The sequence below is a fragment of the Alienimonas sp. DA493 genome (genome assembly GCF_043951915.1).
Taxonomy (GTDB): Bacteria; Planctomycetota; Planctomycetia; order Planctomycetales; family Planctomycetaceae; genus Alienimonas.
The window spans coordinates 1-12,735 of the sequence record NZ_JBINJD010000052.1; the positions used below are offsets into that span (position 1 = coordinate 1).

The window sequence follows — 12,735 nt, forward strand, 5'->3', positions numbered from 1 at the left end:
GCCGCCGTGAGGCGGCCCCTCCCGGTTGTGCGGGGGGCGGTGCGTTCCGCGAAAGGCATCGATGGTTTCCCATGAGTCAACTCATGGGATTTTCACGCGAATCGCACTGTGGATTTGCACTGGTGTGGGACGGTTCGATCCCGCCGAGGAGGTTTCGCGACTCGCAGCCTCGGCGGCCGGTTTTGACCGGCCGCGGGCGCCGGCGTGCGGCGTCCGCCTTCGCACCTTCCTCCCAGAATCCCTGTGCATACGCATCTTTCCCCCACCCGTCGCGTCCGGCGTCCGTCGCGGTTCGGCTTTACGCTGATCGAACTGCTGGTGGTGATCGCGATCATCGCCGTTCTGGTTTCGCTGTTATTACCCGCCGTGCAGCAGGCCCGCGAGGCCGCCCGGCGGTCGCAGTGCCAGAACAACCTCAAGCAGATCGGGCTGGCCCTGCACAACCACCACGGCACCTATAAGTCGTTCCCCCCGGGCGTGCCGGTGTCCGACTACGAGACCAAGAACGCGTTCTGGAACCTTGGCGGCTCCCAGGCCGGCAGCCACCACGGGCCGAACTGGGCCGCCAACCTGCTGGCGGAACTGGATCAGACCCAGTTGGATCGCATCCTCAAGCTGTGCGTCGAGGGCGACAAGAACCCCTGCGACGGTTGCGAACTGTCCGGCTACAACGGCCGCAGCGACTCCGGCCGGCTCAGCGTGTTCACCCCGGCGCCGTTCGTCTGCCCGAGCGCCCCAGAGGCCGACGCGCTGTTCAACGAGTGGGAACTCGACGAGCTGTCCAAGGGCAACTACGGGGCCAACTACGGCTCCGAGGACCTCTACTCCCACCGCAATAAGGCGACCGCCGGCGTGTTCGGCCTGAAGGAGCACCGCATGAGCTTCAGCGGCGGCTCCTCCAAGGAGCAGATGGGTCGCGGGCAGGGCACCCGGCTGGCGGAGATCAAGGACGGCACGACCAGCACCGTGGCGGTCAGCGAACTGCTGACGGTCGATTCCGCCAAGGACTGCCGCGGCGTCTGGTTCGGCGGGTGGATGGGCGGCGGCGCCTTCACCGCCCACGACGCCCCCAACAGCCCCGGCACCGACGTGGTGCCCTACTGCGACGACAGCGGCCTGAAGCCGAACGACCCGATGCTCTGCGAAGAGAACCACGACGACCAGTACACCTGGGCCGCCGCCCGCAGCGACCACACCGGCGGGGTGAACGCCGTGATGGCCGACGGCAGCGTCCAGTTCTTCTCCGAGACGATCGACCTGGCCACCTGGAAGGCCCTCTGCACCCGGGCCGCCGGCGAAGTGGTCAAGGACGGCATCTGAGCCGCACCGGAGCCCCCGCACCGGCGAACCCCGCCCCGGCGAACCCCGCCCCGGCGACCTGCGTCGCGGAGCCCGGACTGTGCGTCACGCGGTCCGGGCTCCCGTTCTTTCTCCTTCCCGTTCAATCGCCCCCTGCCGACCTGCCGTGTTGATCGCCCCCCCGCCCGCCCTGCGGCGCCTCTCCGTTCCGTTGATCGCCCTGTTGATCGCCGCGGCCGTCGGCCTGACGGGCTGCGACGAGCCCGACCCGATGGGCCCGCCGGACGACTCCGCGGAAACCGCCGTGCGGAACGCCGTCAATGAGGTTCCGGACCGCTCCGAGGACGCCGCGAGCTTCAACTCGCTGTTCGTCGGCGGGAAGGCCCCCGAGGGGGTCTCCGCCGCGGACTACTACCCGCTGCGGACCGAGGCGAAGGCCGTGGAGGTCGCCGGCGACCGGGCGACCGTCCAAGTGGCCGCCGCCACCGCGGCGGAGTACGACGCCGCCGGCGAGGACGGCCCGCCGACCGTGGAGTGGACCTTCGTCCGTGACGGCGACGCGTGGCTGCTGGAATCCGCCCCGCTACCCTGATCCGCACGGGCTCGTCGACGCCGCGGCCCGATGGGGCCGCGGCGTGCTCGTTTTTCGCCCCTCGTTCCCGCCCCCGGACCCGCCGCCGTGCCGCACGCCCTCACCCGCCGCGACCTGCTGAAAACCTCCGCGGCCGGCGCGTTCGCCCCGGCGGCGTTCGCCTGGGGAACGGGCCCGACCCGGGCCGCCGAGCCGGAGACGCGTTTCGTCGACGGCGAACCGCCCGCGATCGCGGAGGGCTCCTACACGATTGCCGTGCTGCCCGACACGCAAATGTACTGTCAGGCCCACCCGGAGGGCTTCCAGACCCAAACGGAGTGGATCGCCAAGAACCGCGACGCCCGCAACGTGACCTGTGTGCTTCATTTAGGGGACATCACCAACCGCAACACGCCGGAGCAGTGGGAGGTCGCCGCGGCGGCGATGCAGACGTTGGACGGCGTCGTCCCCTACGTCCTCGTCCCCGGCAACCACGACTACAGCGAGGGCGGCCGGGCGACGGACCGCACCACCCGGCTCAACGAGTACTTCCCCGTCGAACGGTTCCGCGACCGGCCCACCTTCGGCGGGACCTACGACAAAGAGCCGGACCGCATGGAGAACAGTTTTCATCTGTTCGAAGGCGGCAACCAAAAGTTCCTCGTGCTGGGGCTGGAGTTCGGCCCCCGCAAGGACGTCATCCGCTGGGCGAACGAGGTCGTCGCCGCCCACGCCGACCTGCCGGCGATCCTGATCACCCACGCCTACATGTACTTCGACGAGACCCGCTACGACTGGGCGAAGTACGGCCCGAAGCAGAGCTGGAACCCGCACTCCTACGGCGTCGCGGCGGCGACCGGCGGCGACGTGGCGGACGGCCAGGAACTTTGGGACGGCCTCGTCCGCAAGCACGGCAACTTCGTGCTGACGCTGAACGGCCACGTCCTCAACGACGGCCTCGCCCGGCTGACCTCCCGGGACGACGCCGGCCGCGACGTGCACCAGACGCTGGTGAATTTCCAGATGAAGCCGAACGGCGGCGACGGCTGGCTCCGCCTGATCGAATGCCGCCCCGACGGCACGACGGCCGTGATTCACGACTACTCGCCGGCGTTGAACCAGTGGAACGCCTCGGCCCAAAACCGGTTTGACCTGCGGTTGGCGCCGGTCGCCGCCTGAACGGCCTCCCGAGGGTCGGCGGATCGGGTGGAGCCGTCCCGGCGGCGGGCCGATAACGATTCTGACGGTGTGTCCGGTCGCAGGGCCGGCGTACACTCCGGCCGTCGTTCGTTCCTTCCGCTCCCCGGTCCGATGTCCGCCGACTTCCGCCTCAAGGAGGACCTGCCGGAACTCACCGACCGGATCGTGGCCAGCTACCACGATCTCGGCGTCGGCCACCACCTCGGGCACTGCCCGCTGCCCAACACCGCGGAAGTCTGCGCGATCGCCCGGGACCTCAAGGGCGTGCTGTTCCCCGGCTACCGCACCCGGCAGAACCTGCACATGGGCAACATCGGGTTCCACGTCGGGGCCCTGGTCGACAGCCTGCACGACCGCCTCACGGAGCAGACCGCCCGGGCCCTGCGGCACGACTTCATGCGGCGGGCCAAGGCCGCCGACCCCGACAGCGAGCCCTGCACGAAAGAAGTCGACTTCGAAGCCGACGGCCAGCGGGTCACGCTCGCGTTCCTCAATCAGATCCCCGCCCTGCGGGAACTGCTGGTCGAAGACGTGAAGGCCGCCTACGAGGGCGACCCCGCCGCGGCCAGCTACGACGAAGTCATCTTCTGCTACCCCGGCCTCTCGGCGGTCACCGCCCACCGGATCGCCCACGCGCTGCACAGCCTCGGGGTGCCGCTGATCCCGCGGATGATCGCGGAGTGGAGCCATGCCGAGACCGGCATCGACATCCACCCCGGCGCCCGCATCGGTCCCGGGTTCTTCATCGACCACGGCACCGGCGTGGTGATCGGGGCCACCTGCCGGATCGCCGAGAACGTCAAGATCTACCAGGGCGTCACGCTGGGGGCGAAGTCCTTCCCCCGCGACGGCGAGGGGCGGCTGGTCCGCAACGCCAAACGGCACCCGACCGTGGAGCGGGACGTGGTGGTCTATTCGAACGCCACCGTGCTGGGCGGGGACGTGACGCTCGGCTGCGGCGCCGTGATCGGGGCCGGGGCGACGATCACCGAAAGCGTGGCCCCCGGCACGAAGGTGACGGCGGAGAAGCCCAGCCTCCGCTTCCGGACGGCCGGGTGAGCGGTCGCCCGTCACCTCGTGGCAACGCTGAGCCCCGACCGTCAGGGAGGGGCCGCTCGCACGGGTGCGCCCGGTGAACGCCGCGCCGCCCGCGACTGAACTCCGCGATTCCGATTTGTCGGAGCCGTCAGAGCGACCGCTCCCTCACGGTCGCGGCTCGTCGGACTCCCCGCCGCGCTGGCGCTTCGGGGCGATCCTGCTGGGCGTAGCCGTCTCGGCGATCTGCCTGTGGATCGCGGTGCGGGACGTGGAGTGGGCGGCGATTCCGCCCGCCTTCGCCGCCGCGGACTACCGCACCCTGCCGCTGATCGGCCTGCTGCTGGTCGCCTTTTTCTGGACGAAGGCCGTCCGCTGGGCGGCGCTGCTGAGGCCGCTCCCCCGGGGCTCCGACGAGCCGTTCCGGGCGAACGCCGTGCTGCCGGCGACGCTGATCGGCTTCGCCGGCAACAACGTCCTGCCGGCCCACGCCGGGGAGTTCTTCCGCATCGCCGTGGTGACGAAACGCTGGCAAACGCCCGCCGCCGGGGTGCTCTCGACGGTGGTGCTCGAACGGGTGTTGGACGTCGGGGCGATTCTGGCCCTGTTCGCCGCCTCGCTGCCGTTCGTGCCCGGGGCGAACGCGGAGTACGGCGGGTTCGTTTGGATCGCCGCGGGCTGTCTGGCCGTCGCGGCGGCCGGCTGCGGGCTGTTCCTCTGGCAGACGGACGCCTGCGTGCGGCTGGCGGAGACGGTGTTGCACGCGGTCCCCGGCCTGCCGGAGGTCGTCCGCACCGGGGTGCCGCGATTGCTCCATCAGGCGGCGACCGGGCTGCACGCCCTCCGCAGCGGCCGGGCGGTGGCGGGACTGGCGGCACTCTCCCTGCTGCACTGGGCCCTGATGGGCGGGATGATCTGGCTCTGCCTGGCGGCGTTCGGCCAGCGGTTGCCGTTGGCGGCGGGCACGGTGGTGAACGGCGTGATCGCCTTCGGCGTGCTGGTCCCGGCGGCGCCGGGGTTCTTCGGCGTGGTGCAGGTCTGCTTCCGGGCCGGCACGGCTCCGTTCGGCGTCAGCGCCGCCGCGGCGTTCAGCGCGAGCGTCTACTACCAGATCACCCAGTGGGTCCCGATCACCCTCGCCGGCGCCCTCTGCGCCCTGCGGGCCGGGCTGTGGGGCGGAGGGAAGCCGGTCGCCGCGCCGGCCGACGCCGACGCCCTCTGAACGAGCCGCCCCCCAGCGGCCGTCGGCGGGGTCACTCCCCGAGGATTTTGACGAGCACCCGCTTCCGGCGGCGGCCGTCGAACTCGTAGTAGAAGATGTGCTCCCAGGGGCCGAGGTGCAGCTTGCCGTCGGTGATCGCCACGACGACCTCCCGGCCCATGATCTGCCGTTTGTGGTGGGCGTCGGCGTTGTCCTCGCCGGTGCGGTTGTGCAGGTAGCCGCCGGTCGCCGGGTCGGTCCCGACGTCGAACGGGACCAGCGTTTCCAGCCAGCGTTCGTAGTCCGCGTGCAGGCCGGGTTCGTCGTCGTTGATGAAGACGCTGGCCGTGATGTGCATCGCGTTCACCAGCACCAGGCCCTCCCGCACCCCGCTCTCGGCGACCAACCGCTCGACCTCCCGGTGGAGGGAGACGATCGCCCGCCGCTGCGGGACCTCCATCCACAGTTCTTCGGTGAACGACTTCATCGCGGATCCTTTTGCGGACGGCTCGGGCGGACCGGCCGGGGCCTCAGCCGCGGTCGGACAGGGGGACGACCTGCCGCTGCTCGTAGCCGGTGTAGTTGGCGCTGGGGCGGATGATCTTGTTGTCGGCGAGCTGCTCCAGGATGTGGGCGCTCCACCCGGCGACCCGGCTGCTGGCGAAGATGCAGGTGAACAGCTCCTTCGGAATGCCGAGGTAGTTCATCGTGCTGGCGCTGTAGAAATCGACGTTGCAGTTCTTGCCGATCAGCACCGTGACCTTTTCGTCCAGCTGCTCGCTGATGTCGATGTAGGTCGTGTCGCCCTGCTCCTCGCCGAGGCGGCGGGAGAGCTGCTTGAGGTGCTTGGCCCGCGGGTCCTCGACCTGATAGACGGCATGGCCGAAGCCCATGAACTTCCCTTTGCGGGCTTTGACGGCCTCGATGTAGTCGTCGATGCCGGCCGGCGTGCCGATCGTCTCCAGGGCTTCGAGCACCGCGGTGTTCGCCCCGCCGTGCAGCTTGCCCTTCAGGGCGGCGACGCCGGCGGTGATGGCGCCGTACACGTCCGGCAGCGTGGCGATGACGACCCGGCAGGCGAACGTGCTGGCGTTGAACCCGTGCTCCGCGTGCAGGGTGAGGATCAGGTCCATCGCCTTCGTCTCGTCCGGCGTCGGATCCGTCCCCTTGATCATGCGGACGAAGTTCTCCGCGAACGGCCGGTCCGGGCGGGGCTGGACGGCCTCTTTGCCCTGCCGAGCCCGGTGGATGGCGGCGGTCATCGTCGCCAGCTTGGCGACCAGCCGGATGCACTTGCGGTAGGCGCCCTCCGGGGAGAGGTCGTCGGCGGTCGGGTCGGACAGCCCAGCCAGGGAGACGGCCGTCCGCAGCACGGCCATCGGCGGGGCGTCGGTCGGGGCGCCGGCGATGAACTCCGCGACGGCCGGGGTGAGGGCGGCGTCCTGCGAGAGCGGGTCGTCGAAGGTGTCCAGCTCCTGGGCGTTGGGCAGTTCGCCCTTGAGCAACAGGTAGGCGACCTCCTCGAAGGTGCAGTTCGCAGCCAGATCGTCGATGTGGTAACCGCGGTACAGCAGCTTGCCGACCGTGCCGTCGACCAGGCAGATGGAGCTGTCCGCCGCTTTGATGCCCTTCAACCCCTTGCTAACGGACGCGTCGGCTTTGGCGCCGGCGGCGCTGGTGGCGGAATCGGACATGGGGGCGGGCGGGGTGAGGATCGCGGCTCGAAGGAATTGCCCGCCGACGCTCCCCGAGGGGCTCCCCGGCGGGACGGTGCAGTGTAACCGTCTCACACACCCCCACCACCGGCCGCGGGTCGCCGGCCGGCCCGTCCCGCACGGACCGGCGGCGGAACGGCGCCACCGGCGCATTCGTAAACATTTGCAGCCGCTTTGGGCAGAACACGTGAACTCGTGTCCACATTCCGGCAACGGCCGACAGAATGGACTGCTCAGCCCGCCGGCGAGAGGCGCCGGGGGTGGAATCCTGATCTTTTTTCCGATTCGGGGGCTTTTCCCGTGCCGACGGTACTTCGCATGGGTAGCATCCCTCCATCGCCCGCCCCAAGGGCGATTCGACCCGCGGAGAATAGGACTTCCGCCCGCGGTTCGGAAACGGCAGTTTCGCGCTGCCACACAATCCCGTCACCCCGGTTTTCCACAGGAGGTGGAATGACGACCGTGACCCCCGATTGGCATCGGAACGACCCCCGTGCGGGTCGTCGTCGCCCCAACCGGCCGAACCACGGCCGCCGCGACCCCCTCTCTCTCGACCGCCGCACGGCGGTCTTCTCCCCCTCGGCTTCGCCGCCCGGCTGATCGGCCCGTCTGCGCCGTTCGCCGCTGAGTTCTCCCCGCTTCCCGCCCCTTCGCCCCGCAGCGAACGGGTCTCCGCCCCCGGTCCGCGCCGCCCCCGCCGGCGTCGGGCCGTCCCTCGCACACCTCACACCCGGGACCAAGTCCGATGCCGACCCGCACCGCCCCCGCCGCCCCGACCCTCGCCCTGGGCACCGTGGACTCCGACGCCCCGAACGCCAAGCCGACTCCCGGCGACTCCCCGCGACTCTCCCTGTTCGATCCGCAAAAAGAGTCCGAGGAGGCTGCCGACTCTTCTGAAGAGTCCGAGGAGAGCGCGGAAGCCGAGCCGACCGCCGCGGAACTCGCCGAGGAAGACGTCGAACGCAAACCGACGCCCGGCCTGCCCTGCCCCAGCGCCCCGCCGGCCGAGCGGCTGGCCGGCGAGGAGCAGTTCGACGGCTCCGCTCTCTACCCGTTCGAGCCGGACCTCCAGGGGTTGTTGGACGCGGCGCGGCTGCAGGGCTACCTCACCTACGAGCAGATCGACGACTTCCTGCCGGACGAGGGCGGCGACTCCACGATGACCGACCGGCTGATCGCCGGCTGTCAGACGCTCGGGCTGGACGTCTGCGACGACCCGCACGCCCCGCCGGAGGCGGACGACTGCGTGCGGCCGAGCAAATCGAACAACTCGCAGCGAAACGGACTGGGGGCGGAGACCGACGCCCAGGCCCTTTCCAGCCGCGACCCGATCCGGATGTACCTCTCGCAGATGGGCGGCATCCCGCTGCTGAGCCGGGAGCGGGAGATCTTCCTCGCCAAGCAGATCGAGGCCAGCCGCAAGTGGTTCCGCCGGCACGCGGTGGAGAGCGACTGGATCCTCGGCAAGGCCGTGGAGATGTTCGAGAAGGTCCACGAGGGCGCCCTGCCGTTCGAGCGGACGCTGCGGATCTCGGAGACGGAGAACACCCGCAAGGACCAGATCCTCGGCCGGTTGCCGCTCAACCTGCCCACGATGAAGCGCCTGCTGGAGCTCAACGCCGCGGACTTCGCCGCCCTCCGCAGCGGGTCGCTGAACGACGAGCAGCGGGTCGCCGCCGCCGACCGCATGACCGCCCGCCGCCGCAAACTGGCCGTGCTGTGCGAGGAGTGCAGCCTGCGGACGCACCGCCTGATGCCGCTGATCGACCAGCTGACCGCCGTTTGCGACCGGATGTACGACCTGCGGAGCGACATCGCCCGCTTCGCCTCCGACGAGCGCCGGGTGGACGAGGTCGCCGCCCTGCGGCGGGAGCTGGACGGGCTGATCGACGACTGCCGGGAGAGCCCGGAGCAGCTCCGCAAGCGGCTCCGCGAGATCCGCCGCCGGATCGGCCAGTGGACCACCGCCAAGCAGCGCCTCTCCCGCAGCAACCTGCGGCTGGTGGTCTCCATCGCCAAGAAGTACCGCAACCGCGGCCTGTCGTTCCTCGACCTGATCCAGGAGGGCAACGCCGGCCTGATGCGGGGCGTGGAGAAGTACGAGTTCCGCCGCGGCTACAAGTTCAGCACCTACGCCACCTGGTGGATCCGCCAGGCGATCACCCGGGCCGTCGCGGACCACGCCCGCACGATCCGCATCCCGGTGCACATGTTCCAGAACATCTCCTCGCTGAAGGGGAAGGCGGAGGCGATCCGCCAGCGGACCGGCCGCGACGCCACTCCGGAGGAGCTGGCCGAGGTCGCCGGGATGAGCGTGGAAGACACCGAAAAGGTCCTCCGCACCTGGAAGCACCCGGTCAGCCTGGACACGCCGGTCGGCGACAGCCAGGACAGCACCTACGGCGACTTCCTGCAGGACGACGGCCAGGCGAACCCGATGGCCGGCGCCAACATGGCCCTGCTGCGGGACAAGATCGAAACGGTCCTGAAGAGCCTGACCGGCCGGGAGCGGGAGATCATCCGCATGCGGTACGGCCTGAACGACAGCGGCTACAGCTACACGCTGGAGGAGACCGGCCGGTACTTCAAAGTGACCCGGGAGCGGATCCGCCAGATCGAGTCGAAGGCCCTCCGCAAGCTCCAGCACCAGACCCGCACCCGGCACCTCGAGGGCTTCGCCACTGAGGACCAGATCGAGGAGCTGGCCGTCAAGCAGCGGGAGGAGGAGGCGAAAGAACAAGCCCGCCTCGCCGCCCGCGGCCGCCGCGGCAAAGCGGCCGCGTGAGGCTCTGAGTTTCCCGAAACCGAGTGGAGCGGCCTAACTGGCGGCCACCGTCCGAGAACTCGGTGGAATGCGACTACTGTCGGGGGCGTGCCGGGATCAAGGAGATCACGGCCGCCCCCGATCTCGTTTCCCCTTGCCCTGATGACCCACCCGAACAAGCACATCCGCGAGGCGATTGAGTACGCCCTCAGTCGCGGATGGCGACTGGAGAAAGCCGGCGGAAGTTCGCATAACTGGGGAACCCTCCTGTGCGGAGCGGGCTCCCGCGGCGGGTGTATTCAGCGGGTATACTCCACGCCCCGCTCCCCGGAAAACCACGCGAACGACATTCGCAAGAAGGTCGATCGCTGCCCCCACTGAACCGCACACGAGGAAGCCGGTGACCCACCACTTCACGATCTATCCGGTTCGCGCGGAAGATCACTACGACCGGTTCGACGAACTCGCCGATCAGCTTTGGGAGGCAGGTTGCGACGACGCCTCGTTCGGGATCTCCGAAGGGCAAATCGCGATTCCGTTTCACCGAGAGGCCGCGACCTTCGAGGACGCCGCCCGCTCCGCCGTCGCCGCGGTGCGGTCAATCGGGTTAGAGGTAGACCGCATCGAGATCGACCGGGACGACCTCGCCCTGATGCTGGGCGAGACGACCGTCGGCGAGTTGCTGGAGCGGAGCAAAAAACAGCAGGACGCCGCGGCCGTCGCGGTGTCATGAGCGGGGCTCACCCGCTGTCGGCCTCGTTTGCAGCCCCCTGTCGCAGAATCGTTACCCAACGCACCGCCGCGAAGGCGCAGACGGCCATTAGGGCCGAGACGGCGATATTCCACGCGGCCTCCTCGGCCCGGTAGCGGGTGTAGCCCGTCTCGTTCTGAAGCCAATACCAGTCCGGCCAGCCGCGGAGCCGGATTCGCCCGCCCCCCGAATAGCGGCCCATCGGGTACGGCACCGCGTTCGCTGTGAGACACAGGCCCGCGACCAGCACGAACGCAACCACCGGCCGCTTCCACGCGGCCGGGCGGCTGACGTCGAAGAACGGCGCCCGGGGCACTACCCCGCCGCGGCGAAGGGCAGGGTGGCCGGGGCGTCGGCGTGGGGGGCCCGGCGGACGACCGGGGCGGGCGGCGGGACCGTCGCCAGCAGGGCCTTCAGGCCGCCCAACTGGTCGGCGGGCAGTTCGACGCTGCTCTGCGGGAACCAGCCGACGGCCGGGCTGAAGGACTCGTCGCTGAGGCGGATCGACACCGCCCCGCACAGGCCCGTGCGCCGCACCACCGCGGTCCGGCGGTCCTCCGTCGCCCCGGGCAGCACGCCCAGCAACACCTCGCCCGGCACGCGGGCGGAGCGGGTCGGCGCCGGCGGCACGAACGGCAGCAGCACGGGATCGTGCGTCGGTTCGTTCGGGACGGGGGCGCTCATGCGAACTCGAACGGGACGGAATCGGGCGGGCGATCCGGGGTGAGACTGATTCTCAACCGCGTGCGAGAAGTGTCGGGCTCAGCCGGGGCCCGGTCAAGCGGCGACGCGGCGGTCCGGCGCGGGACGCCTCCCTTTCCGCGACCTAGACTGGGACTATGAGCGATTCTGACGCCCTGGACGCCAAATCCGCCAAAAAGCGGGACTCCGCCGCCAAGAAGGCCGACAAACTGCGGCTGACCGACGCCGCCGTGACCGTCGTGCTCTGCGCCGACGCCAAGGAGGCCGGCTGCGCCTCCGCGAGCGAGATGAAGGCCAGCTGGAAGGCGTTGCGAACGCTCTCCAAGCGGTCGGAGAAAAACGGCGTGCGGATCGCCGCCGTCAAAAGCGCCTGCGTGGACGTCTGCAAGTTCGGCCCGCTGGCCCAGGTGCACTCGGCCCGCACGGCCGCGGCCGGGCACGGCGGCGGGGCGTGGTACGGCGGCTGCGATCCGGACACGCTGGAACGCATCCTCGCCGCCCACATCGAGGGGAAGCCGGAGCCGAGCGAATGCCGCCTCGACGGCGGCGCCCTCGCCCAGTCGGGGGACGCTCCGGAGGACGAGGAAGAATGAGGTCCGCCGGCGCCCCCCCGCGTCTCGCCGTCGCGGGGGGCCTTCGCCGGGGGCCGGAACGGGGCGTCCCGGTTGGCTCGGGGGGAGCGGTGTGCTTCAATCCGCCCACGATGAGCGCCGCCGCCCCCGCCCCGCCCGCCGCCATGCCCGAAGAGTCGAAGTCGCACGCCGTCTCCGCCGCGGCGGCCCCGACGCCCCCGGCTCACCGGGTGTGCGTGGCGAACTTCAACGACGCCGCCAAGGCCGAACGGGCCGCCGCGAAGTTGGTCTCCCTCGGCCTGCCGGCCGACGAGGTCCGCACGCTGACGAACCTGCGGGAACGCCAGGAGTTCCTGGAGGGCTACGACCACCACCGCCCCTCGCTCCACACCCAGGCCGGCGTGGGCACGGCGATCTTCGGCGGCGTCGGGGCCGTGATGCTGAGCCTCGGCGTGCTGATCCTGTTCCCGGAGCCGCCGGGGATGCAGTGGTTCTTCATCGTCGCCTTCACGGTCGGCATCCTCGGCGCCTGCATCGGCGGGGCCGTGGGCTGGTGGGCCTTCCAGCAGGCGGACGACCCGCAGAGCCCGCTGAACGAGAAGGTCGCCGAGGCCGGCCCGGCGGTTGCGGTGCTGGACGCCGGCCACCTCGGTTCCGACGGCCAACCGATTCCGCTCGGTCGCATCGCCCGCGTGCTGGTCCGCGAGGGCGGAACCTGCCAGTACCTGTCCACGGCGAACAAAGCCGACGCCCACCCCGGCGACACCCGCGGCGCCGACTTCAAAGACGTCTCCTTCGACCCCGCCCCCGAAGGCCGCCCCACCGCCGCCGCGGCCCACTGACGGCGAGCTGCATGAGCCCGGAGCGCAAGCTCCGGCCGGCGAGCGAAGCGAGCTTCGCGTCAGAGTGATGCAGTGAGGAGAGG

At 70.4% G+C, this 12,735-nt stretch carries 14 protein-coding genes; 10 read left to right on the top strand and 4 right to left on the bottom strand.

Annotated elements, in window-relative coordinates:
- The first annotated feature begins 243 nt into the window (after positions 1-243).
- The 5 genes from ACG2DA_RS10020 (at position 244) to ACG2DA_RS10040 (ending at position 5,327) form a co-directional block, all read left to right on the top strand.
- Positions 244-1,320, top strand: a complete 1,077-nt coding sequence (locus ACG2DA_RS10020; RefSeq protein WP_395255462.1) for a DUF1559 domain-containing protein — start codon at positions 244-246, stop codon at positions 1,318-1,320.
- A gap of 145 nt (positions 1,321-1,465) precedes the next feature.
- Positions 1,466-1,891, top strand: coding sequence for a hypothetical protein (locus tag ACG2DA_RS10025; protein WP_395255463.1), 426 nt, complete (start codon positions 1,466-1,468; stop codon positions 1,889-1,891).
- A gap of 87 nt (positions 1,892-1,978) precedes the next feature.
- Positions 1,979-3,049 carry a metallophosphoesterase gene (locus ACG2DA_RS10030; RefSeq protein ID WP_395255464.1) on the top strand — a complete coding sequence of 357 codons (1,071 nt, stop codon included), beginning with the start codon at positions 1,979-1,981 and terminating at the stop codon, positions 3,047-3,049.
- A 132-nt stretch (positions 3,050-3,181) separates the two neighbouring features.
- A complete protein-coding gene (locus ACG2DA_RS10035; RefSeq protein WP_395255465.1) occupies positions 3,182-4,129 on the top strand; it encodes a serine O-acetyltransferase in 948 nt (315 codons plus the stop codon).
- Positions 4,130-4,244: 115 nt separating this feature from the next.
- Positions 4,245-5,327 carry a lysylphosphatidylglycerol synthase transmembrane domain-containing protein gene (locus ACG2DA_RS10040; protein WP_395255467.1) on the top strand — a complete coding sequence of 361 codons (1,083 nt, stop codon included), beginning with the start codon at positions 4,245-4,247 and terminating at the stop codon, positions 5,325-5,327.
- Positions 5,328-5,358: 31 nt separating this feature from the next.
- Here the strand turns inward: ACG2DA_RS10040 and ACG2DA_RS10045 are convergent, their stop codons facing one another.
- On the bottom strand, positions 5,359-5,793 hold the full coding sequence (locus tag ACG2DA_RS10045) for a secondary thiamine-phosphate synthase enzyme YjbQ (protein ID WP_395255468.1): 435 nt from the start codon (positions 5,791-5,793) through the stop codon (positions 5,359-5,361).
- Between the two features lie 43 nt (positions 5,794-5,836).
- On the bottom strand, positions 5,837-7,000 hold the full coding sequence (locus ACG2DA_RS10050) for a citrate/2-methylcitrate synthase (RefSeq protein WP_395255469.1): 1,164 nt from the start codon (positions 6,998-7,000) through the stop codon (positions 5,837-5,839).
- Positions 7,001-7,766: 766 nt separating this feature from the next.
- Between ACG2DA_RS10050 and ACG2DA_RS10055 the strand changes: the two genes are divergently transcribed.
- From ACG2DA_RS10055 to ACG2DA_RS10065, 3 genes are all read left to right on the top strand, one after another.
- Positions 7,767-9,806 (top strand): sigma-70 family RNA polymerase sigma factor, encoded by a 2,040-nt coding sequence (locus ACG2DA_RS10055; protein WP_395255470.1) that lies wholly within the window; start codon positions 7,767-7,769, stop codon positions 9,804-9,806.
- Positions 9,807-9,947: 141 nt separating this feature from the next.
- Entirely contained in the window at positions 9,948-10,166 is a 219-nt protein-coding gene (locus tag ACG2DA_RS10060) for a hypothetical protein (protein WP_395255471.1), read from the top strand.
- Positions 10,167-10,185: 19 nt separating this feature from the next.
- Positions 10,186-10,518 (top strand): hypothetical protein, encoded by a 333-nt coding sequence (locus tag ACG2DA_RS10065; RefSeq protein ID WP_395255472.1) that lies wholly within the window; start codon positions 10,186-10,188, stop codon positions 10,516-10,518.
- Between the two features lie 7 nt (positions 10,519-10,525).
- Here the strand turns inward: ACG2DA_RS10065 and ACG2DA_RS10070 are convergent, their stop codons facing one another.
- Together ACG2DA_RS10070 and ACG2DA_RS10075 are read right to left on the bottom strand one after the other, a co-directional pair.
- The gene (locus ACG2DA_RS10070; RefSeq protein ID WP_395255473.1) at positions 10,526-10,852 is read right to left on the bottom strand and encodes a hypothetical protein; all 327 of its coding nucleotides are present in this window, start codon (positions 10,850-10,852) and stop codon (positions 10,526-10,528) included.
- Positions 10,852-11,220, bottom strand: coding sequence for a hypothetical protein (locus ACG2DA_RS10075; RefSeq protein ID WP_395255474.1), 369 nt, complete (start codon positions 11,218-11,220; stop codon positions 10,852-10,854). Before ACG2DA_RS10075 ends, ACG2DA_RS10070 begins: the two co-directional genes overlap by 1 nt.
- 155 nt (positions 11,221-11,375) lie before the next feature.
- Between ACG2DA_RS10075 and ACG2DA_RS10080 the strand changes: the two genes are divergently transcribed.
- Positions 11,376-11,831 (top strand): hypothetical protein, encoded by a 456-nt coding sequence (locus ACG2DA_RS10080; RefSeq protein WP_395255476.1) that lies wholly within the window; start codon positions 11,376-11,378, stop codon positions 11,829-11,831.
- A 110-nt stretch (positions 11,832-11,941) separates the two neighbouring features.
- The gene (locus tag ACG2DA_RS10085; RefSeq protein ID WP_395255477.1) at positions 11,942-12,652 is read left to right on the top strand and encodes a hypothetical protein; all 711 of its coding nucleotides are present in this window, start codon (positions 11,942-11,944) and stop codon (positions 12,650-12,652) included.
- Positions 12,653-12,735 lie beyond the last annotated feature (83 nt).